Here is a 22,016-nt window from a genome sequence, read left to right as displayed (position 1 = left end):
GTTGGCCAAAGCCTTAGCGTAGGATTTCGCCCTCTCCCGCAAACGACCCCAAGCTCACCGATGCCGAGTTCGCCATCATGAAGCGCCACCCTGTGGAGGGCGCAAAGATGCTGCGCGCAGGCGGGGCCGAGCCCGGGGTGGTGGACATTGCCCTGCACCATCACGAGAAGATCGACGGAACCGGCTACCCGGATCGCTTGGCCGGTGACGCCATTTCACTCCTGGCCCGCATGGGCGCAATCTGCGACGTCTATGATGCCGTGACGTCGGAGCGAGCCTACAAAAAGCCGTGGGACCCGTCCGCGGCGATGCGGCAGATGGCCAAGTGGGAGGGCCATTTCGACAAACGCATCTTCCACGCCTTCGTCAAGGCCGTGGGCATCTACCCCGTCGGCTCCTTGGTTCGCCTGTCCTCTCAGCGTCTGGCCGTTGTCGTTGAGCCGGGAATGGAATCACTGCTGACTCCCAAGGTTCGCGTGTTCTTCTCGCTACGCTCGAGAGAGCCGATCCCGATGCAGACCATCGACCTGGCGGCCACGAGTTGCAAGGACAGTATCACTGGCCCCGAAGACCCGACGCTCTGGAACTTCAAGAACCTCGACGACTTGTGGATGGAATAGCCCCCACAAAACGACGGCCCCGTGAGGGAGCCGTTGAACATCGTCGAGCGATGCCCGTCCAGGGAGGGATGGCCGAGCTCGATTCTCCAGAAGGTAGCTGGTGACACGAGTGTTGAGCCCACCCAACTAGGGTGACGGAAATTTCTGGGGTTCCGGCTTACATCCCCAGTACAGCCGCCTTGTAGCGAACTATTCCTTCCCTAAGACCGATAACCGCCCCCACCCAGGCCGCCAAACCAACAGCAAGCAAGCCAATAGGTGCCGCTTGAGGCAAACCAAGGCCCATCACAAACACCAACAAGGGGACCGTCAGGATGCCTCCCCCCGCCCCTGTAAGCGCTAGGACAATGCCAACGAGCAAGCCGAGTCCAAACTCAATGACCATAAGCCGCCCTGTCCGGGCGCCTCGGCCGAGTCATGCGGATACTAACGCAGCTAATCACTGCGGCTTATCCGCTAAGCGAGTCTGCAGCTCGTACAGCGCCATGCCCGCTAGCATCGCGAGAATAAAGATCAGCGGCTCGCTCCGGCCACTCAAAAGCGTCGCGACCGCCGGTCCTGGACAATAACCGGCCAGCCCCCAACCCACTCCGAACGCCAGGCTACCCAGCACGAGACGACGATCTATTCGGGTGGCGGTGGGCATCCGCATGACATCTCCCAGCACCGCCCGGGACCGTTTGGAGGCGAAATAGAACCCGACACTGGCGACCACGATCGCACCGCCCATAACGAACGCAAGCGAGGGGTCCCACGGCCCGGTGAGGTCTAGAAAGGCGATCACTTTGGATGGATCGGCCATCCCTGACAGGATCAGGCCGAGGCCGAAAACCAACCCAGCTACAAATGCGCTTAGCAATTTCATGGCAACTCCTCAGCCCAGCAGGTGGCGGATGACGAATACGGTCAGAAAGCCGCTGGCCATGAATGCGGCCGTCGCGACCAGCGAGCGCGGCGACCGGCGCGACAATCCACATACGCCATGCCCGCTCGTACAACCAGAGCCATACCGCGTGCCGACCCCGACCAACAATCCGGCTGCGATCAGGGTCAAGGTGCTCGCATCAATCTGGATATCTGGCTGCTCGAACGCGGCCTGAAACAGCACCGGCGCGATGACCAGTCCGGCGATGAATGAAACACGCCAGAGCACATCGCCTTTGGCAGGCCGCAGCAACCCGCCGACCACGCCGCTGATGCCCGCGATTCTCCCGTTCAACAAGATGAACAGGGTCGCAGCGAGGCCGATCAACGTGCCCCCGGCGAGCGAGAACCACGGTGTGAAATTCGCCCAGTCGATCGTCATGTCGTGGATTCCTCACGTTCGGGATGCTGGCAGTAGAGCCGGTAAAGCACCTGCATGACCTCCATCGCTTGATGGCTGGAAATACTGTAATGCACTTGCTTGCCTTCGCGCCTGGTGCTGACCAAGCCGTTGTGACGCAGCACGGTTAGCTGTTGGGACAGGGTCGGTTGCTCGATGCCCGTCGCACTGGCGAGATCACCCACGCAGTGCTCCCCTTGGGTCAGCTGGCACAGCAACAACAGGCGGTCAGGGTTGCTCAGCACCTTCAGCAAGCCGCAGGCGTCCGCAGCACTGCGGCGGAGGGTTTCGATATCGAGATCTGCCATGTCGGCCATTCTTCTTCAGCTGGTCAGGTGGATTTGACAATATAATTTATCAATATATATTTCAATATATAGTATCGACGCGACAGCGGACGCCCGGCTCGGAACTCGACGTCCCCTACAGGCACCTAAAATTGTGCGGCATCGCTTTTCTCTTCACCTCGCTGCGCCCCCGTCGGCGCGAACCAGGAGATAGACATGTTATCGATACAGCAAAACAGTACGAATCATGACCAGGCGGACCGGGTTCGCCGCTCAACGTCCCAACCTGTGAACCAAGAAATCGATCGGCAAACGGACGCGAACGTTCGTCGATTCAGCGGGATGGGACGAAGCGCAATTCTTCAGCGTATCGACGCCCTGGATCGCGAGTGGGACGTGGAGCGCGTGCTCGAGGTCAATGCCTCCTCGCTCGCGCTGTCTGGCTTGCTACTTGGCCTGACAGCGAACCGAAAGTGGTTTCTGCTGCCTGGCGTCGTGCTGCCGTTTCTTCTGCAACACGGTTTGCAGGGCTGGTGCCCGCCGCTGGCGATTCTGCGCCGGCTGGGTATTCGCACGCGGGGCGAGATCGATCAGGAAAAGTATGCACTGCTCAGGGCGCTGGAACAGGCACCGCTGAACACTCACCATTAGCCGAGACCATCATGATATTTCGCCAGCTGTTCGAGCCCGTGTCGTCCACCTATACCTACTTGCTCGGGTGCGAGGGCACCGGCCAGGCCGTGCTCATCGACCCGGTCATTTCCGCAACGGACCGCGACCTGGCCGAGCTAGCCAGGCTGGACCTGCAGCTGGCGTTCACCTTGGACACCCACATACATGCCGACCACATCACCGCCGCGCTGGAACTGAAGAAGCAGACCGGCTGCCGTATCGCGGGGCCGGCTATCGACAAATTGCCCTGCACGGATGTGGGCATTGAGGACGGTGTTCCTTTCATCGTCGGCAGCCTGCAGTTCACACCCTTGCATACCCCCGGGCACACCGACGGGCACTTTGCCTATCTCCTCGGTGATCGCCTGTTCAGCGGTGATGCATTACTCATCGACGGCTGCGGTAGGACCGACTTTCAGAACGGCAGCGCCGACGATCTGTTTCACAGCGTTAGAAACAAGCTGCTCACGCTGCCAGACGACACCCTGGTCTATCCCGGCCATGACTACAGCGGTCGTCGAGTCTCGACCATCGCCCAGGAAAAGCAGCGCAACCCCCGACTCGGTGAAGCGATCACCCTGGAGCGCTTCCGAGAAATTATGGCGGAATTGAACTTGCCCTATCCCGCGTTCATCGATCACGCCGTGCCTGGAAATCGCCTGTGCGGCGTCTGCCCACCCGACCTGACGGATAATTTCCGTCGCTATTGCGAACAGGTTGAGCGCAGTCCTCAGGGCTGATTACGGTGATGCCAAGCCAGTGAACGTTTCCGCTAAAACGAACAACCGTTCCGGAAGGGCGGGCGGCTTTATATGATAGGCAGCTACCGACCAACAGATACTCCCTGCGCCAATTTAGTGATGGCGCGAAGCTTAACCCCTGCGCCGGCGGATATCGTGACACAGGGCGTGGACGGGCTCGATGTTTCGCAGGAGTTCGGTTGGTTGCGTTACAAAAAGCTGTTAGCCGACCGAGATGCCGTCATGGAACCGCACCACGGTTTCATTGAGGATCGTGTCCTCGATACCAACTTTGATCGTGACGCGAAAATCGTCGTAAGCATTGCGCATCGCAAGCCGCTCATTATCTCCAGGTGGGTTATTGAAGCTGACGGCAATTTGCTGGTGGTCAGCTCCATGGTACGCAATACGCTCATTGCGTTTGCGCATGTCGTAGGCAAACCGACATCGATATAGCCAGGCCCTTCAGCCCGGTAGGTATCGACCTCACCTCAGGAGCAATTGGGCATCTTGGCAAAAAATGGCCAGTTCTCGATCACAAATTTTCAGAGCGAGCTTCCACTTATGGATTCCAATCAAACCGATTGCGCAGTGTAAAAGCCCGAGTCAGCCAGAACGCTGATCTATCTCCGGTAATTACCTGCTCAGTTGCCTTCGCGATCTGGCGACTCAATGACTCTATGCTTTGGCACCAGATCGACCAACGGCGCGATCATCATCTGAGCAGTGCGAATCCAGGAGCTCAACGTCTCAAGATCTAATAGCACTGATTCGGCTACCTCCCAGACGCAGGATTCCTCGGTCGTAACCGGCGGTAGAGTGCCTTCGACCAACGCCTGAGCCATCGTATGCAGCTTCAGCAAGTCGTCGCGTACAGCAATCATCCCACCCACCTCAGCCAGGCTAGTGTCCAGTCGATCGACAAGTTCAAGTAGCTGTGACGTGTAGAAGCTGTTGCGAAGCTTGTCCAATGCTGCGACGTCCACCTCTCCACACGGCGTAACGCGAAAAGATGTGGGAGATATGTTGATCATGAGGTCATCTCGGTATCGGCCTGGCGGGTCGTGCTGACCCGCAGCGAGCCAGCGGCTTGTTGAAACACCGAATCCTTGATCCAGGGCTCCGGTGGCCGATTGAGCTTGAGGTTGAACTCACCGAAGCGCTTGACGTTGCTGGTCAGGTAGGGACTGAGGAACGACACGTCTTCATCGGTGAACTGCCAGCCCTCGCGGGCCAGTTTCTGCAGGATGCGCATCATGTCCACGGTGTTCTGCAGGATCACCGACGAGGCCACCATGTCGTTGTAGCGCAGGCGTTTCTGCTGCTCGTCCGGATCGTTCTCGGCGATCACATCGCCGCCGAAGGATAGCCACTTGGAGAAACCGTTGTAGGACTCGATCTTGTTGGTGTTCGCGGTGACCTCCTGGCGCAACTCGCGACTGCCGATCCAGTTGAGCAGGAAGATCGTACGGATCACGCTGCCCAGTGCCTGTGCCGCATGGTAGAGCTTGTTACGCCGGCTGTAGGAACCGAGTTTTCGCAGCAGCATAGACGAGGAGATTTTGCCGGCCTGGATAGACAGCGCGACCTGCATCAAATCCTGCCAGTGGGTTTCGATCAGGTTCCAGTCGGCAGTGTCGGTGAACAGACGGTTGATATGCTTGTACGAAGCGCCGCGATCCGGCCGGCACATCACCAGGTCCCGCCAGTTGCGAATACGTGGCATCAGGTTGATGCCCAGCAGATGGGTGAAGGCAAAGACCGTCGCCGATTGCCCCTGAGTATCGGAATACACAGTGTCTGCCTCGACACTGAGATCAGCCTTGAGCAGCCCCTCAATTACGTAAATCGCCTCCCAGATACCAGGTGGGATGAAGTGCTGGAACACCGCGATGTAGTTGTTGGCCACATGCCGATAAGCCACGGCCCCCATCTTGCGGTAGCGGAAGTGGTAGCCGGCTAGCAGGTTGTCATCATAGAAGTCGAACTGAGTACCGTCCGCGGCCACCGCCTTGCCATCGCCCCAGAGCTTAGGCAGGTCAAGTTGCAAGTAGAGCTCCACCAGCTCGCGGTTAGCTTTGTCCAACTTCTCCAGCGAGAGGTGACGGCGATTCGTATAGGACAGCATGTGTGGCGTGACATTACCGGCCAGATGCCGTGCGGCCTGGTTAGGGCCCAGGTTGCAGCCCATGGCGAAGATAGTCATCAGATAGCGCTCGGCCGGCTCTTTGAGCTTTGGCTCGTTGCCGGACATGGGGCCGAAATGCCGAGTGAACTGAATCCAATGTTCGATGTTGGCCATGATGTCCAGCACATGCCTAGCCGGCATGCGCTGCATAAGCGCTGTCTGCAGCGAGATGGCCGAAAGTGGGATGTCCCGTGCTGTTACACGACGCAGTACCGGTTCGCCGGCCTCGTTGATCGACACATCCCCCCGACAGGAGGGAAACTTGTCATCCAGTTGCTGTGCGGTTTCTTCCAACTGGCTCTTGAGCGAGGCGACAAATTCCGTCGCGTTGGCAGGCAGACCCACTTTCTCGCAGTAGACTGGTAGTCGCTGGAGACACTCTTCCCAAGGCAGTAACTGCTTGCGGTAATCGGCGAAGGATTCCGACCCTTGTACGCACATGTCACCGGATCGCAGCTCGCTGGCCAGGTAGGAGAATACGCAAACTTCTAGATAGCGCCGGTTGGTCGGTGGCCCCTCACTGGAAGGACGACGAACGACCTTGACCCAGCGCTCCGACGCAAACGACAAATCGACGTGCTCGTCGATCCATTCGCGGTGTAGATTCTCGCTGTCCTGGATCAATTCCAGTGCCTGAACCAGCGATCGATCCTGAGTCGTGGGCTCCAGTTGGAGAAGGTGACTGAGACGGAATAATAGTGAGCGATGGGACCTGAAGTGCTTCCAGATCAGCGGCAGGTAGTTATTACCGCCAGTAGCTTGGACTTCGGCGCACGTCTCGCGCAAGCGATCCAGATTGCCATCGGGGGAGAGGTATTCTCGAATCAGGCTGCCAGCTTCCTGGTCATCCGGTTCTTGAACAAGAATCTGCACCACGCCGTCCAGGGTCGCCGCCAATTGCTCCAGCTTCTGGCGTTGCCGCGCCTGGATTTGCTCCAATTCCTCCTTGGCGCGTTTATGGATCGTCGATATCCGTCGGATGAACATCTCGGCCAGGTGATCACGGGTCCGTACGCGCATGCGGTAGATCAAGGCCAGCATTAGCGTGTAGCGCTTCGGCAGCGAGCAGTCCTTCAGCTCGGCGACGTCCGACGCAGCAGCTTGGGCAGCAAAGTGGCGAATCTTGGCATCGACGATCCCCTCAAAAATGGCCTCCAGGTCCCCGAAGCTCTCTAGCCAGGCCAGGTGGTCGATCAGCACCTCCAGGTGCTTGCGAGATGGCTTCTTGGGTGCCTGTTTCAGCGCATTGAAATCGCTCTGGCGCCGGCCGAAGTCGGTGTCAAGCAGCTCCTTCAGCTTGTAGATCACCTCGATTGGCGCTCGAGTCACGACTAGGTTGAAGGTAACTTCCTGGGTACTCGCCAAGGCAGTTTCTGCGAGGTTGTTGAGCGTCGAATAAGCCGGAAGCTCATAGCCACGCTGAATCAGCTCATCAAGCATGGCATTGATGAGATCGACTCGCTGCTCAAGAACTAAAGCGCAGTCACGTGCGATCTGCTCAGTGACCGCTAGCCCGTCGCTGCTGTAGAAGGGGGTAACCTGCAGGTACTGCCGTACCGCTGCTTGGTGCCGGTAAAGGGTGCGGGGATTGCTATAGCGTGGAGCTATTCGCGCGCCGTAGCGGAGGCATTGCCGGACATGACTGATTAGTTCCTGAGGAAGCTCCTCGAACGGAACGAAATAGTGCAACTGCTGAAACACCTTTAACTGGATTGCCAGCCCAATCGAGAGCGCTGGACTCTTAGCGGTGTTGTTGACCCATTCGATCTCTGAATCAGACAGGGAATAGCTTCGATGAAGCTCCTTGGCCGGTAGCTGACTGGGCAAGATCGGGTAGGCTGTTCTTTCCACCGATGCCATTGAACACATCCCCCAAGCAAGGCAAAAGCATCAGCATAGACGGCTAGCCAGACGGTGGATGATCAGCAAGCCATGGCCTCTCTAATACCCTTTTAAATCATAGATTTACAGAACGAATGTCCTAATTTTTGCCTTATCTCGGCATGACCCCGACTGCAAAGCAAGTAGTGGGTAGCCCAAGCGAGCAGGTCACACTCGACCGCCTAAGGCACGAGACTGATGGAGACTGGAGCCTTTCAGCGTCATCCAGCGGCGTATCGGATAGCTGGTTACGTTTACCCGCAACTATGAGTCCATTGATTGAAAGGTACCTGCAGTCACGACAAGTGGATCTGATCCGCGCAATGCCGAATCTGCCACTGTTCCCTCACCTTAGTGAGGTTGACGGCTATAAATATAATTCCATGTCAAACTACGTGGAGGTAATTCGTGTACTTGTTGCTGATGCAGCGCGTGCTGACGACGATCCCAGTATCGCTGCGTCGGCAGACTGTTTTCGGAAACTTTCATTCAGTATGGTGCGCCGCTCGGCTCGACTCGCTTCGCTTAACGTTTACCGTAGTGGGAACAGTGGATAATGTTCCTGAGAGCTGGATCAGCACCCTTCCCCTCCTGGCCTGTCGAGCAACGACCGAAAGCAGCTTTTCTCAGTAGACTCGCCATCGTTCAACCACGGCGCCGCCGTAGGTGGACTTCCACTTTTTGAGCACAGTGTGGTTTCCGCCCCGGGTCTCTATCACATCGCCGGTATGAGGGTTCTCGTAGCGTTTGACAGGATATTCCCGTGGACGGCGTGTAGATTTCGTAGCGGACACTTTCGCCGACAATTTCTCTATCACACTTTGGCCAGCATGAGTCGGCTGGGAGGATTCCTTTCGAGGCGCGAGATACATAAGTATGTCACGAGGCGTAAATTGAAATTTTTCGGCTAACACGTCAAGGTCGTTTAGAAAACGTAAAGCGCGTATGACTTCTGCATCGCGTAACAAGGCAGCAGCAGTTTGATACTCTGACTGAATGCGACGGTTGATTTGAAAAACTTCGGTTATCTTTTTCACAACGCCACCTCACTACAGCTCTCTTAACTTCATCCCTCGTACGAGTTGGTTTTGTTAGTTTTTGAAGCTTGAATGCGTGTTCGAAACTCTTTCGGACTGTACCCCTCATAACAAATGTCCGCCGGCTCGGGTTGGTTGATGTGATTCTCGTCCAGAATAACTAACTCGCTTAAATTTTCCAGATAAGACATAGTGGAGTTATCATGTTCTGGAGAGTTGATATCAGGGTCACGAGCAAGTAGCAGTCGTGCAACATCTGGAGCATTGAAACCATACGCATTCATCAAATTGTGTAAAGCCTTGAAAAATTGCTCATCAAGTATAAAGTCACGAGAGGCGCGAATTTTCTCTACCTCGCTGGTGGCTTCAGCCAAACGACTTTCCGCCTGCCTAAGGGCTAAAAACTCGTGAGATCTAGACATGGCTTACCAGCTCCTTCGCGCGAGTACTAGCCTCGATTCTAGCGCATCAGATTAGCGCTCGAAAGGACACGAGGCAGCCCTACGATGCTGAACCAGCGAGTCGCGCCGCTGCACCGCGCGCCTCTAAGCCAATTTAAGTCGCGGTTTATCAAAGATATTTGAGCATCTGGACGCGCTGTGACCGAGTTCCCCGACTCGCTATGCCGATTTTTATCGACTCCTATTGTGGGTTTAAGATTTTTTTCGAATATTGTCACTTTAGGACGCCGAGCAATATGCACCTCTCGGTTCCCAATCACCCCGGCAGGGTGGTAATTTTCCTACAAACACGCCCTTCCTTACGCATCCACTGCTACAAGCTTCCACGGTGCTAGCACCACGTTTTTGTCTTCAATTGACGTGCAGCCAAGCTCGGAAAGCCCTCATGTCGTGCGGGCAATTTAAGCCTTATGTGTTACGTGGAGCGAGTCCTATGAGAGTCTATAATCTGTGATAACGTTCGTAATTTTACGGTGCTGGTGTCTAGATGGCGTCACAGTTTGACCCTTTTCCAATGTTCCGTCCGTCGCGCCTTTGTCAATTTCCTGCAAATGTTGATGTGCTCGCCAGGCTCGAATCTGTAGACGCATCCTGCTATCCATTTGTCAGCAAATGGTAATGCCAGCAATTTCTTGTCTGGCAGGTGTTCATTTTCACGATTCTGTGTCGGTTTTTTCATGAACCTGTGTGGGGTTGAATATCAATGAGTTAACCAAGAGTGCCCCTCCTAGTCCGGAGGTTCGCACTCATTAATCAGTGTCACCCAGTACGCATTTCGCCAGCGTCTACAATATTCGAAACTCTATCCATGATCTCACGATGCTGGTGTCCCCTTGCTGTCGCTGTTGTCCCTTTTCCGATGTATTGCCCGTACGCCCAGCGGCGCCCCTCTGGTTTGGATTAATTTCCGGATAATAACGAACTGCTAGCTCGGCTTGAAGCTGTAGGTGAGTCCTGCTTTCCATTTGTTAGCTTATAGTACTGCCAGCGATGCATAGCCCTCAGCTAGCCTCCTGCGTAAGCCAGTGCGTCTTATTACTTTGAGGCCATACATCTCGAGCGTCTTCTCAATTGATGCGTCTCCGAAGGCTTGTCGCTATTGAGTCTGAGGGCTTGGGATCTACACCGTTACGAAGAGCTCTTTAGCGCTCCTAGCGCTGATTAGTGCGCCCCTACAGTGAGCTCGAAATTACTACCTAACCCATTACAACCCTACGAAAACTGAAAGGTACACTCTGCGTGGCGACCATTTCTGTCATCGCCTTGTAATATCTCATGTCAGTTAGATTGTTTGATTTCTATGCCCAGGAGGTTGGTATAACAGCATTACGTCCCGTCCTTAAAGGGTACCGTACGAACCCAGCTGCGTAGAATGTCCATAAGAGGTAGTACTAATTACTGGTGTTCGCTTCACGTGCTCAACCCCATTGCATGGAATGCTGAGCACATGAGCATCTTCAATAATCGATATTATTTCGGCGGGAAGCGGTGGCTGCCCTGCCGCCACAGCTCACCAAACGAATGAGTTTTAGGCGAAGGTCTGGTATTTCCGCGAAGGGACTGTGATAGTGTCAAAAAAACGTCTACCAGAATGCGCTCGATTTTGGCTCCTTGAACTACTGAATTATCCCAAACTAGCTTTGGTTGCAAACCATACTTTTTCATTGCGTTAAGATAGCTGGCAGTACTGAGGTCGGGCGAACTGCAAACGCTGAAGTAGCCTGAGCTGCCAGCAAACTGGCGTGCCATTGCATTTCGAACATAGTTGATAGGCACCGCTTTCAGTTGACGAGTATGAATCTGAAAGTTTGTCGCGATCGGTGTTACCTGGATTGAGAAGGCAATAATGCTTTGAGTAAATTTATCGACGGCGATTGTGATAATCGGCTTGTATGGAAGCTGATTGAGCTTGTACGGGGTTTCATTTAGATGTATGCCACCGTTTAGTGAAGTGGGATGTTTTTCCTCATTCATTTTTGAATTCCCTCTAGTACTCGAATTAAATTTTTAATCCAGATTACTAGCCTAGGTTTGTTTCTAGAAGAGTCAAGGTGCAAATCTTCGCTTCATGAGCCTCGTAGAATTGCGGAAAAATTAAATTACCTTACCAGCGCCCAACAGAGTCTATTTCGCCCGCTCGTAGATTTTTTTTCAATCTGCGCGCTGTCAATTTATTTTGATTGGTTTTTATGGAGATGGCTAGTAGAGTAAAATCAATAGGTTGGACGGTGAGATGGTAGTTGGTGCTAGCTGTTTATTTTTAATCAATTGCCAATCTGGCAATATTTGTAATTTTATTTTTTGCTTTGAGATCCAAAGCAATATAAAAGTATTGTCAGAATTCCCCATCTGCTTGTGAGAATTTAATTGTTACAGGTATGATTCGTATGGCATTTTAATATATGTGATTCGTCGGTGTCGTTCTAGTAAAGGATTACATGGAGGGACGATTGAACTTTGAAGTTTGGCTGTCGGCAAGACGGTTGAACTCGCTAAAGCCACGCATTCTATTTAACAGTAAGCGTGAAATAATCGCCAAAATGAGCGCTAGAGATCTCAAAGAGATGCAGCGCAAGTAGTACGTTAGGGCCTATTTGGAGAAGCGCTACGGGCAAAAGGAGAGCTCTGCAGATATCAGTGATGAAGTCCACACGGAGCTCCAATTGCTTCCAGGTGAGGACAGCGGAGTCTAAGAGATTGCACGTTCAGGTTAAGTTGCCCGGACTCCTGTAGCGCAGAGACTGTTTCTTAAGAGCTGAGAGCCAATTGAGCTAGGCTTTTTGCGGCGTACTCCCGCTGCAGGCTTTACGAACTAGATTCATCATTTTTCTGGCTAACCTTCGCCTGATTGCTCTCAATTGCTTTAGCCGCCGCTTGCCCTCCTTGCTTCGTTAGGTCAATGCCGATGACTTTGATGTCCTCCATATCAGGAAATCTGGGAGCAGTAGCCACCCAGCTACAGTCCGTTGATACATGGGGTCATAAGGCATATGTAGTTTCCGTTCCTTCAGATCCATGGTTGACTTCTTCTTTGAGACAGCTCAGCACTAACCTCGACAGAGCCGAAACCACGATACGAATCCATGTCTATCAGCGCCATTGTGAAGCGGTTGCAGGAAGCAAAGCACGTAGTTGTATTCACCGGCGCCGGCGCATCAGCAGAGAGTGGCATCCCTACCTTCCGAGATGCGCTAACGGGTCTCTGGGATTGTCGGGTTATCTAGCACACAATCTCGTCACAGCCCTACCCTTCGAATAAAGCTCTCCAGAGCGCCGCTCCACCTGTAGTTGGAGATGTCCAGCAACGGCATGCTCCCTGAGTTTCTGAAGGGCGTCCCGGAATCTGGATGCGTGTGGTTCATCTCGATGCATATCACTCTTGTTGCTGATCATCTGCTCGCTCACTCCGTGATGAATTCTTTTCATTTGGAAGTTGGTTCAGCTTTTGCCGCAATTGGTCGACCTCATGCTGAGTCGTTTCCAGTAGCCCCTGCGCATTCTTAGCTCGTGTCTCGGCCTGGGTGACGGATTCGCGCAGGGAGGTTGACTCTTCGCGGGCATGAGCAAGCTGATCGATAAGCTGCTCCTTGGCGCCCTCCTCTCTAGCTGACGCGATGGCCAAGGTATTGAGATCAGCAGTAAGCCGCGCAATGGTGCCATCTTGGGTGGTCATAACCTTGGTCTGCTGACGGGAGTCACTGAGCAGACGCTCATTGTCTCGATTCAAACGGCTGAGTTCGTCCTGCTTCACCGAAAGTGTCTGCTGCAACTGACGATGCTCAACCTGGATTTGCTGAAGCTGACCTTCATGACGGCGCTGTTCTTGTTCGCGCTGATCTTTCACGGCCGAGCGGTAGTGCTCGAGTGCATCACGAGAATGCAGGTGCTTTTCTTCAAGTGAGCGAATCTGCTCGTCTTTCTCGTGCACCCGCACTTCCAGGTCGGCGCAGCGTTGGCTCAAGCGGGCGTTGCGAGTGAGCTCAGATTGCAAGCTGCTTTGGCACGTGCTCAATTCGCCTGCCTGGACGTCGAGCGCTGTCTGAAGATTGTCGTGCTGGCGCTGCAAGTCCGCCAAGGCAGCTTGTGCCTGCGCAAGCTGTTCATTGACTGACGCTCGGTGCTTATCGAGCTCAGCTCGAGCCTCGGCTACTTCTTCAGCTGCTTCCTCAAGCAAGCGATCTAACAACTGGCCAACTAGCCCGCTGAGCTCATTACTCAAGCGTTCGCGGCGCTCGTTTGGCCGTGGCTCTACTTTTTCGAGTTCGCCTAGATGGCGGGCAATGGTCGTCATCGAACCAGTATTTCCAAGCTCGACCCGCACAGCGTTGATGCTGGGATTTACACCCCGAGCGATCAGCGCATCTCGTGCTATCTGGACGATTGCCCTGTTAATACCGCCGCGTGCCATGACCTCTCCTACGTTTTCGTAGTGTAAACGTAATGTGTAATTACATAATACATTTAGATAAAAAATCAGTCACTAAAATCGTATTTTTATGATCAAATAATGGAGGCTTATCACATCATAGACCTGATTTTCGCATTTCAATCGCTGGAAAATTTACGTTTCGCGTCGAAGGGGCTGTATGAACAAGGCTGATCGGTACCTGCAGGCCGGTACCAGGGAAAACACCCGGCGTAGTTACCGCGCCGCGGTGGAGCATTTCGAAGTGACCTGGGGAGGGTTTCTGCCTGCGACTGGGGACGGCATCGTTCGCTACCTGGCCGAGTACGCAGACAAGCACTCCATTAGCACTTTGAAGCAGCGCTTGGCTGCCCTGGCTCAGTGGCACATCACGCAGGGATTTCCTGATCCAACGAAAACGCCCAACGTGCGGCAGGTGCTAAAGGGGATCCGGACATTGCATCCTGCTCAAGAAAAGCAGGCGACCCCTCTCCTCCTCACTCACCTGGAGCAAGCTGTGAGCTGGCTTGAGCGCGAAGCAAATCTTGCCGCTGAGCGGAATGACTACCGAAGCGTGATGAAATGTCGACGCGATATAGCCTTGGTGTTGATTGGTTTTTGGCGAGGGTTTCGCGGGGACGAACTGGCACGACTACAAGTCGAGCATACTCAAGCGGAGGCCGGCGCCGGCATCACCTTCTATTTGCCTTACACCAAAGGCGATCGACAGCACCAGGGGACGACGTTCCATACCCCTGCCCTCAAGAAACTATGTCCTGTGCAGGCTTACATTAACTGGATCACCGTGGGTGGCATTGCCCATGGGCCTGTGTTCAGAAAGATCGATCGCTGGGGCAACCTTGCTGATGGGGGCATCAACTCCAACAGCCTGATCCCAATGCTGCGTCGCATCTTTACGCAGGCGGGAGTGCCATCGGACATCTACAGTAGTCACTCAATGCGGCGTGGGTTTGCCACTTGGGCTTCCGCTAATGGTTGGGATATCAAGTCGCTGATGAGCTATGTCGGCTGGAAGGACATCAAGTCAGCGCTGAGGTACGTTGATGCGGGCTCCTCTTTTGGGGGCCTTGCGTTGAAGCCATCAGCGCCCAAAGTGGAGCTCCTCTAGAGTCGTCTCACAAGATTTGTTTGGCGCAAATGTCTAGGTCGGACTACCTGTCATTTGCGTCCGTTTTCGCCCAGTTGAGCGTGCGTATTTGCTACTTCAGACTCAACACGTATCGACCTTAGCTCGACGCCATTCGCCAGGTGTGACGGCTAGACCTCACAGTGTTTAATCGCCGCAGTTTAAAGGCTAATCCAGCATGGATACAAAAATGCTCACCGTTCGAGAGGTTTACGAAGTACTCCGTGACGCTTCAGTCGCTTCGCGCTCAATGCGCCGCATCACCACGACCAGTTGGGACGAGATCTACTGCGGATTGATGACAGTCGACGTCGATGGCTGGGTTATCACATTCTTCAACGACTGTGGAACCCTAGACTACTGTGATAGCTGTTTCAGCCCCGAAGGCCGCAAGTACGACTTCAGTTCAAGAGATGCGTTTAATCCTGTCGAGCTTTTGACCCCTGAAGAGCACCGCCAACTCGAAGAAATGCTCCGTCGTATCAAATGACACCCTTCAAGTTCTGCTCCACCGCGTAAGCGCGAGTGCGGCTCGTACTTCAGGAGGAATTGTGATTTGGCCTCGTGAGTTAACCGTTGCGGTAGCCATGGGGACGCCTAAGGAAATGAACACTGACAGTATGATCTGGTAACAAGTGACCGCAAGCCGGCCCTGAGGCCCGGAATCACGATCTCTTTAGATAGCCTCAACTCTCATGCTCTGCAGGTCGTGTCACTAGAGGGTTCGAGGCTACTCCGCCCTGACCTCATGCAAGAACTCCTCTTTCCAGCTGGCCGATAAGATCGAAAACAGCTTTCGTTTCCACCCTCGTCCCCAGCATGTCGATTGGGCGCTTCGATCCGAGCCCTTGAACCGGCAAACTCATCCATTCCGTTGCAGCGGCCTTATCGTTTGCGAATAGACAGAGTGCTTCCTCAAAGATGGCTACCAGTGCGACGAGGCGGTCACTTTCTGCGGAGTTGAACCGCCCTGCTTTCGCTCTACGCGCCAACGTCGAAGGTGCTACGCAAATAGCCTTGGAGATTACGCCTCGTTGAACCTGCAGGAGGTTCGCTATTCGCTCAAGGTACTGGAATGGCAGTCCTTCGTGAACTAGGTCATGAAGCATGGTGCCACGTGAAGGAAGCCCGAGGATCATCCAGATGCTCTGTGAGATCTGTGGCACTGGTTGGTATTCCTTGATCGATGACAGCACTTTCATCTCCTTTTGACAGACCTGAGGCAAGCCGGGCCAAGGGCCCGGATCAGCGACTCCCCCCTCTGCGACAAGCCTCGCTTTACTACTTACGCAAGCAGAGCATGACAAGAACTTCAAGCACGGATAATGTCAGAGCCATGAACGATCCAAATCCTACTCTATCCACTTCTACGATCCACTCTCGCAATGCGTCTGAGCATGTAGGCGCCTCAGAGAATGACCAGGAGCTTTGTGGGTTTCTGAAATTGCTAGAGGACGACATCCTAAGCAACCCTGAAAAGCTGATCGCCCTCGACTCAACGCTCCTAGCTCGCCTCGATTCCTTGGTCGGCGGTATTGAGGTTGACATCAACTCTCCACTTTCAGCGGATGATGAGTGAAGCAATGCCTTTTTACGATGTTCACGCAGATGACTGAGCACTGGCTCCTCCCCACCCTCCCCGACTCGATTCCTACATCGACTCTGACCCGAGCTGACGAGCTAGTAAGGAAGACTGCATTCCTCGCTGGCCTGGTCGCACCGGAGACCGCTGCATGCTTGAGCGAACTTCTGAAAGTCACCAGTACTCATTACTGCAGCGAGATTAATGGCGGGCTTTCGGAGTCAGAAATGCTGGAGCGTGATCTCGTACTTGAGCACCACCAAAGCGCATTTGACGGTATTCCAGAGTTTCGTCGGCGAATCATTGCAGCCCTGTGTCAGCACTACCAAATTCTCCATACGAGAACACTCCGTGCCGGCATTGAGGCTTTTGCGCGAGCACTTACTTTCGAGCATTTCGCGATGCTTGGGCTTAACCCACACCTGTGGTCGCTTTCGCGGGGCTTGAGCCGAAGGCTTGATGAGTACCAGTCTTCTACTGGCATGAATGATCCCCTGCAGATAGATGGGCTTGAGGGTGCTCAACAACTCATACGCACGGATCAGCTCGCTTTCATCGAGTTCATGCTTGATGTTTGCCATGAAGAAGTGGGCTACATGACTACCGCGCTGAATCGTCACCAGCTTCGTGAGTCCGTTACCCATGCGTACAGAACGAACTCGCAATTGACCGAAGCAGGCATCAGCCCAGAAACGATGCCGGCGCTACTAGCGCTGTTAATCCAAGGCTCATTACCTCGCACCGAATTCGTAACCTTTACCGGTCTTCCACCTGACGCAGCGAGCGACCAGCTCAACCGGCTGATCAACCTCGGCCTCGTGGTGAGCCCACCAACTAACCTTCAAAGGCTGGAGGTAGGCTTATCGACCTGGTTTGCCCAGGATCTCCTTCCCGACTTTCATTTAGCATGAGCTTGACGTTAAGCCGGGCTAATGGCCCGGAGGGTGATAACGGTGATAGCCTTAACTAGGATTGCCGGGGTTATCCTAGGTTTCATACAAGCCCATGGCGCTGTAGTGCCGCCAGCGGCACGCAGTTCACACCAGTAGTTTCCAAAACATCCAGAGGCTCACCTCCGGCGGCCTGCATCAAGCTGTTCGCTAGCCAAACGGCATCAAGCATACTGAACGAAAAGTACGTGAAGTCGAAAACAAGCTCTACTCCACCATCAACAGTATAAACGCCTACTTGTTCAGTCGTATCATTCGTATCTGTTGAAAGTTCAACAGAATAAATCTTACTTTCTGATTTGTGACAGAGAAACTGCCCGTCGGCGCTGTAGCTCCACTTTCCAGATACTTTTTTTCGATATTTTCTCTCAAGCAGACTGTCCCGCGCAGCAGGCGTTGGTACAAATCCTGCCAAGTTCCCTACGGTAATGAGTACAGCATCGTAAAGACAGCGCGCGATCTCTTCCGCTACTGCTTTAGCAAGCCTTATCGATACGATATCTAAATTGATATCAACACTGTTAACTCCCTTACAATCTGATACTTGGCATGGGTATTGGTCGTTGTATTCACGCTCTCGCCAGCATGTGAGATCGCGAGTCGCAAGGAATACTTTTGACTGCCCGTCATGTTTGCTCACAAAACACCGCCATTATCTATGTTCTTAACATCTAATCGGACGGATTAAGTGCAGACTTTAACGTAGAAGAGAAATATTTTTCGTAAAAACATATTTTGTTAAAGACGGGTGCAATTTAGAGATGCTCTCGTGACAGCCTGGGCTGGGCCCAAACGCCCAACAAAGCAACACTTCCATCTACATTACAAGCTTGTCGAGCGCAGAAGAATTGCGAGCAATGGAGATGTTTGACGAGGGCTAGCCTGTCCTTGCTACGATCTTCGCCCATTCCCACGTCTCCTCTGGCGACGAGGTGGCGTTGCGCAAAACGTACGATCACTATGGGTTGGGTGTAACGCCTCACGAAAAGATCTGCGCCTTGAGCAGCTTCGAGAAGAGCTTGATGAACTGGGCCATCGCAGAGATGTAAACACTGGCTGAAAGACGTGTGCATAGAAGCAAGCGGGGACGAGTCAAAAGCGGGCATCGCTTAGGCTTGGTTTACGGTAGGCGTCCGCGAAAAGCGGCACGCCCTAATTCAGCAGCGTATCTACCAAATGCTACCAGCACATGCTTTTCGCCATTCTGACTAATCTCATCGCCTCAAGCTTGTCCAGTGGCTCTGTACCGCCAGCTTGCAAAAGACACGGTAATGACTCCCGCCGTCATTTATAGCTGTCACAGAACTGGCATTGCGCATACCGGACGTCGCGAGGCAATCAATTAGAGCACTGGGTAATCAAGCAACTTCGGACGTGCTGGAGCAGCGATTCCGTATTCAATTCAGCGCCCACGAATTGACGAAATTCATCGGTAAAATATAGAACCGCCAATGGCATTCCATACTTTCTGAACTCTCTAGCGCTTACGTATTCCTTACTCCACACCTCAATAATAGATTTCATATAGTCACTGAAATTTGGGTGTGTGAGCGAGCCAAGGCTATGCCCTGAATATTCAGGCACGTTCGGTAACTGCAAGCGAGTCATCCATTTTAAGAGAGTTACAAACGCTGCGTCCGTCATGCGTTTATAAATTTCGGGGTAAGGTGTCTCAATCTCGAGCTGGACTGCCAGCGTTCGGATACGCTCTGCGTAAGCCTGTACCCACAAATCCATACGAACAACCGGATACGGGTGTGACCCGATGGGTTGCTTATCAAGTCGAACCGGCTGATCTCCATTGAATAACAGCATCATGCAGCTGACGCTTGCGCATTGTAGGTAGGCCAGATCCAGAAACTCTTCACCTTGATAATCTCGTTGCAAGAACGTGCACATCCAGTCCAGAGCCTCAAAATCTGCGGCTAGTTCCGTAGCGTGGTAAATCGCGGATTGATCCCCCGCAAGCTTCTCGTGGCCGTTGACTTGAAATTCGGCCAAAGTTAGCTGCTTGATGTTGCCGGTATACTTAGCGCGTATCGCCCCATGGCTCTGGTTCAGATGCCCCAGTTCATGAAAAATCACAAACGTCAAACCGAATTGAAACATCAGCTCTGCTGCTTCGAAAAGCTTATACCCCGCTGGAATCAAGTGAACGCCAAGTGGATGTGCTTTATCCCCGCCCGTTGCGAAGAGGGCAAAATCTACGGCTTGGTCATAAATCTCTTTTACAAAGGCATATGAAATATCTATCACATGCTGCGAAGGGTTTTCTAAAGAAGGATATGCAGAAGCGGATGCCTCAATCCGCGGACTGAATGACCACCGGATGCTGAGTTGCATACCTGATTTTGTATACCAGTGGTCATTGAGATAGTCCGAAATCGTACCGCCGATTTCTGCCGCAATTTCGTATACGTGCTGATCACTTAGCGGGCGCATTTAGCAACCTTACTATGGAGAGGCTGAATTTTAAAAAAGTTTGCATCGCAGGCCGCCCTTCTTTTCAAAGATTGTGACATGGCCAACCGACGCATAAGCATCGCCGCGTGACAGGTTCGTGGCTGGCCAGAATCTTGCCTACACTCCAAACAAAACACCATCCCACGCTCAGTTAATCGTCCTAACAGCTACATCGAACCATGCGTCTTTCAACCTGGCTAACGCACTTAGCCCGTGGTTTGGAGGTAGTGTAATCAGCGATTTCGATGCCGCGGTAGACGAGAGTTTCGGCATGGTTACTAGATGATTACGCCAGCGAAGGCGCAAATGATAGGTCATAGGCGCTTTCAGCTTTTTGAGAACTCCGCCAAAACCCTTGAACGTGCTTAATGGATTGTAGAATCTGATCGATGATACTGGACGGGTCTAGCAGACACTGCATGTTGCTGGCCACGTTGTCTTGATAGAGATGGCTATGCCATTGGAAGACCTTCCAATGCCGCGGGAAAATATGTAAAAGCTCCTGCATGGACTCCGCCTGCTGCTCAATACCACCCAGACCATCGCTGGTGACAGGCACAAAACCATAATGTAAGGCGTCCGACGCGACTTCGACTCTGAACAGCATGTTTTCAACACCGATACTGAAAAACAGGCCTACATGCTTCACCTTCAACCTGCCGGCCATGAACCACTTCGAGCAATTTTCTGCGCTAAATTCAAGGCCAGGAAACCCTGGTGGTGACGGCGCCCGTGTGTGGACGCTCGCAATCTCGCTTTGAATTGCCTGGAAGAAGCGGAACAAAGCTGCACCCTTTGCATAGGGCAAAGCTTCAGCGATGGCATCAGCCGACTTGAAGCTTTGATCGTCGCTGCACAACAGCTCGATAAGAGTATTTCTAGCCTTCTGAGTCATCGTCATTCCTGAGATTTTTCGAACTAGGTTTCGGTACTGGATCAATGCATGATGAAGTGCCGGTGTGTCTGTGCAGGAATCCAGACACAGATCGAGCCATTCAAGGATGTGCTCACGGTATGAGATTCGTTGGTATTTGGCCCCTTGATGACTACGTTCGCGTGCGTGAGTACCTTTTTTGGTCAAGTACAAGAGGTTCCAATTCTTGCCCGACGCCATGCCGATGTCGGCGTACTGCTTCAGCTGCCAGTTCCCATCTTCAGCGTCGATTTTGTTTTCAATGAGGATGAGGTGACTTCGTAAGTGAATGACGATATCTACCCGGCCCCGACCACCATCAAAAGTCTGCTCTTTTCGAACATGCGCATTGTCCAAGGAGTTCTCGTGCTCAAGCTCGATAGTGGACAGAAAATGCGCAAGGAACACTGTGCCTTTTCCGTGACTACCTCGCGGATTGATTAATTCCGCAATCATGGCCGAATGCGTAGCGACCTCTGCCCGCTCAATTTTCGTGATCGCGAAAATGTTAAAGGATTCGCCTGTGGCTGCGAGGTTCGCCTGACTCTCCTTCACTAGGTAGCCGGCTCGCTCCAAAAGCGATTGCGTGTTCGGTGGGTTGTGCATGTACTGGGCGCACTCCATTGCTCTGTAAATGACGTTTTAAGGGATTTGCCATACGACGCCCAAGGTGCTCATGATACAAAATGCTGCACTTCCTCCTCCGTTGTAACCCAAGGAAGAAAAGTAGAGCAGGCATGTCGTCTCCTTGAAAGGTACGCTAAAGCTTCAGGTGTCGGCGAAAAACCAGGTAACTTTTGATTCTGAATCAGCCGCTCAGGCGGCGGGTTATCGAAAGGCTGGCAACTGTGCTATGGGATGAATACAAGCATAGCGCTAGGTTTTCCCAAAAACTTTAGACAAGTCGGCCTCCACTGAGGCGCCCAGACACTTGGAGCGTTCGTCAAGGAAAGACTCAGACTTGAGCAGAAAAGCAGGCCTCGCGAAAAACAGAGAGGACTTAATGTGCTGAGTTGGCACCTACGTCTGATAGACACCGTTACGCACAAACGTACCTGGCTTCGCGAAAACTAGTTGCTCTAAGCATCCACCCAGCAATGCACATGAGGCCAGTCGCACACGCATTTTGACAGAATTACGTTTTCAGAAAGCTCAAATCATTGAGGAGCTGGAAGAGGATCTCGCCTACGGCGGCTCCCAACGCCATATCGATCGCGCAGTGAAACGGGTGGTGTCCATGAGGCGCTTGCACGGGCCCGAGCAGCCATACTCGGCGATGGTAAAGGCATTCATTGATGAGTTTGAAATAGAGCTTATAGGTCGCATTGTTCAGCTGTGAAGCCCAT

21 protein-coding genes and 2 pseudogenes are annotated in these 22,016 nt (G+C 53.1%); 8 read left to right on the top strand and 15 right to left on the bottom strand.

Annotated elements, in window-relative coordinates:
* Positions 1-23 precede the first annotated feature (23 nt).
* On the top strand, positions 24-620 hold the full coding sequence (locus DKY63_RS03680) for an HD-GYP domain-containing protein (protein WP_275428119.1): 597 nt from the start codon (positions 24-26) through the stop codon (positions 618-620).
* 172 nt (positions 621-792) lie between these two features.
* On the opposite strand, the pseudogene DKY63_RS03675 reads toward DKY63_RS03680, so the two are convergent.
* The 4 genes and pseudogenes from DKY63_RS03675 to DKY63_RS03660 all read right to left on the bottom strand — a co-directional run.
* Positions 793-1,005, bottom strand: a pseudogene (locus DKY63_RS03675) (TSUP family transporter); the annotation flags it as partial.
* Between the two features lie 54 nt (positions 1,006-1,059).
* Positions 1,060-1,485: a YeeE/YedE family protein gene (locus DKY63_RS03670; RefSeq protein ID WP_028622764.1), complete on the bottom strand. Its 426-nt coding sequence runs from the start codon at positions 1,483-1,485 to the stop codon at positions 1,060-1,062.
* Positions 1,486-1,494: 9 nt separating this feature from the next.
* Complete coding sequence (locus DKY63_RS03665) at positions 1,495-1,926, bottom strand: YeeE/YedE family protein (protein WP_028622765.1); 432 nt, start codon at positions 1,924-1,926, stop codon at positions 1,495-1,497.
* Positions 1,923-2,261, bottom strand: coding sequence for an ArsR/SmtB family transcription factor (locus DKY63_RS03660; protein WP_028622766.1), 339 nt, complete (start codon positions 2,259-2,261; stop codon positions 1,923-1,925). Before DKY63_RS03660 ends, DKY63_RS03665 begins: the two co-directional genes overlap by 4 nt.
* Positions 2,262-2,447: 186 nt before the next feature.
* Here DKY63_RS03660 and DKY63_RS03655 point away from each other — a divergent pair, with 186 nt between their 5' ends.
* Together DKY63_RS03655 and DKY63_RS03650 are read left to right on the top strand one after the other, a co-directional pair.
* The gene (locus tag DKY63_RS03655; RefSeq protein WP_033050640.1) at positions 2,448-2,882 is read left to right on the top strand and encodes a hypothetical protein; all 435 of its coding nucleotides are present in this window, start codon (positions 2,448-2,450) and stop codon (positions 2,880-2,882) included.
* A gap of 11 nt (positions 2,883-2,893) precedes the next feature.
* Positions 2,894-3,643 carry an MBL fold metallo-hydrolase gene (locus DKY63_RS03650; protein WP_028622768.1) on the top strand — a complete coding sequence of 250 codons (750 nt, stop codon included), beginning with the start codon at positions 2,894-2,896 and terminating at the stop codon, positions 3,641-3,643.
* Positions 3,644-3,865: 222 nt separating this feature from the next.
* On the opposite strand, the gene DKY63_RS32100 is transcribed toward DKY63_RS03650, so the two are convergent.
* The 6 genes from DKY63_RS32100 to DKY63_RS32090 form a co-directional block, all read right to left on the bottom strand.
* Positions 3,866-4,072: a hypothetical protein gene (locus DKY63_RS32100; RefSeq protein WP_144000652.1), complete on the bottom strand. Its 207-nt coding sequence runs from the start codon at positions 4,070-4,072 to the stop codon at positions 3,866-3,868.
* A gap of 215 nt (positions 4,073-4,287) precedes the next feature.
* On the bottom strand, positions 4,288-4,677 hold the full coding sequence (tnpC, locus tag DKY63_RS03645; protein WP_028622770.1) for a Tn3 family transposase post-transcriptional regulator TnpC: 390 nt from the start codon (positions 4,675-4,677) through the stop codon (positions 4,288-4,290).
* A complete protein-coding gene (locus tag DKY63_RS03640) occupies positions 4,674-7,691 on the bottom strand; it encodes a Tn3 family transposase (RefSeq protein ID WP_064490829.1) in 3,018 nt (1,005 codons plus the stop codon). Before DKY63_RS03640 ends, tnpC begins: the two co-directional genes overlap by 4 nt.
* Before the next feature lie 647 nt (positions 7,692-8,338).
* A complete protein-coding gene (locus DKY63_RS32095) occupies positions 8,339-8,749 on the bottom strand; it encodes a histone-like nucleoid-structuring protein, MvaT/MvaU family (protein ID WP_162634846.1) in 411 nt (136 codons plus the stop codon).
* A gap of 29 nt (positions 8,750-8,778) precedes the next feature.
* Positions 8,779-9,171 carry a hypothetical protein gene (locus DKY63_RS03635; RefSeq protein WP_110962869.1) on the bottom strand — a complete coding sequence of 131 codons (393 nt, stop codon included), beginning with the start codon at positions 9,169-9,171 and terminating at the stop codon, positions 8,779-8,781.
* A 1,509-nt stretch (positions 9,172-10,680) separates the two neighbouring features.
* Positions 10,681-11,184: a hypothetical protein gene (locus tag DKY63_RS32090; RefSeq protein ID WP_162634844.1), complete on the bottom strand. Its 504-nt coding sequence runs from the start codon at positions 11,182-11,184 to the stop codon at positions 10,681-10,683.
* A 1,109-nt stretch (positions 11,185-12,293) separates the two neighbouring features.
* Between DKY63_RS32090 and DKY63_RS03630 the strand changes: the two are divergent.
* Positions 12,294-12,416: pseudogene (locus DKY63_RS03630) on the top strand (Sir2 family NAD-dependent protein deacetylase); the annotation flags it as partial.
* Positions 12,417-12,583: 167 nt separating this feature from the next.
* Here the strand turns inward: DKY63_RS03630 and DKY63_RS03625 are convergent.
* On the bottom strand, positions 12,584-13,618 hold the full coding sequence (locus DKY63_RS03625) for a DNA-binding protein (protein ID WP_110962868.1): 1,035 nt from the start codon (positions 13,616-13,618) through the stop codon (positions 12,584-12,586).
* A gap of 178 nt (positions 13,619-13,796) precedes the next feature.
* On the opposite strand from DKY63_RS03625, the gene DKY63_RS03620 reads away from it, so the two are divergent.
* Positions 13,797-14,744: a site-specific integrase gene (locus DKY63_RS03620; protein WP_110962867.1), complete on the top strand. Its 948-nt coding sequence runs from the start codon at positions 13,797-13,799 to the stop codon at positions 14,742-14,744.
* A gap of 196 nt (positions 14,745-14,940) precedes the next feature.
* Complete coding sequence (locus tag DKY63_RS03615; RefSeq protein ID WP_204354290.1) at positions 14,941-15,252, top strand: DUF7693 family protein; 312 nt, start codon at positions 14,941-14,943, stop codon at positions 15,250-15,252.
* Between the two features lie 256 nt (positions 15,253-15,508).
* Here the strand turns inward: DKY63_RS03615 and DKY63_RS03610 are convergent, their stop codons facing one another.
* A complete protein-coding gene (locus DKY63_RS03610) occupies positions 15,509-15,964 on the bottom strand; it encodes an antitoxin Xre-like helix-turn-helix domain-containing protein (RefSeq protein WP_110962865.1) in 456 nt (151 codons plus the stop codon).
* Between the two features lie 134 nt (positions 15,965-16,098).
* On the opposite strand from DKY63_RS03610, the gene DKY63_RS03605 reads away from it, so the two are divergent.
* Together DKY63_RS03605 and DKY63_RS03600 are read left to right on the top strand one after the other, a co-directional pair.
* Positions 16,099-16,341 carry a type II toxin-antitoxin system PrlF family antitoxin gene (locus DKY63_RS03605; protein WP_110962864.1) on the top strand — a complete coding sequence of 81 codons (243 nt, stop codon included), beginning with the start codon at positions 16,099-16,101 and terminating at the stop codon, positions 16,339-16,341.
* A 158-nt stretch (positions 16,342-16,499) separates the two neighbouring features.
* Positions 16,500-17,255 carry a helix-turn-helix domain-containing protein gene (locus DKY63_RS03600; RefSeq protein WP_162634842.1) on the top strand — a complete coding sequence of 252 codons (756 nt, stop codon included), beginning with the start codon at positions 16,500-16,502 and terminating at the stop codon, positions 17,253-17,255.
* Positions 17,256-17,337: 82 nt separating this feature from the next.
* Here DKY63_RS03600 and DKY63_RS03595 read toward each other — a convergent pair whose 3' ends face one another.
* The 3 genes from DKY63_RS03595 to DKY63_RS03580 form a co-directional block, all read right to left on the bottom strand.
* Entirely contained in the window at positions 17,338-17,934 is a 597-nt protein-coding gene (locus DKY63_RS03595; protein WP_110962862.1) for a hypothetical protein, read from the bottom strand.
* Between the two features lie 698 nt (positions 17,935-18,632).
* Positions 18,633-19,736: a hypothetical protein gene (locus DKY63_RS03590; protein ID WP_110962861.1), complete on the bottom strand. Its 1,104-nt coding sequence runs from the start codon at positions 19,734-19,736 to the stop codon at positions 18,633-18,635.
* 307 nt (positions 19,737-20,043) lie between these two features.
* Complete coding sequence (locus tag DKY63_RS03580; RefSeq protein WP_162634840.1) at positions 20,044-21,276, bottom strand: PD-(D/E)XK nuclease family protein; 1,233 nt, start codon at positions 21,274-21,276, stop codon at positions 20,044-20,046.
* Positions 21,277-22,016 lie beyond the last annotated feature (740 nt).

Origin of the sequence: Pseudomonas putida, from assembly GCF_003228315.1 — a bacterium.
GTDB lineage: Bacteria > Pseudomonadota > Gammaproteobacteria > Pseudomonadales > Pseudomonadaceae > Aquipseudomonas > Aquipseudomonas putida_S.
Note: the sequence above shows the minus strand (reverse complement) of the source record. Positions and strands in the feature narration are given on the sequence as shown.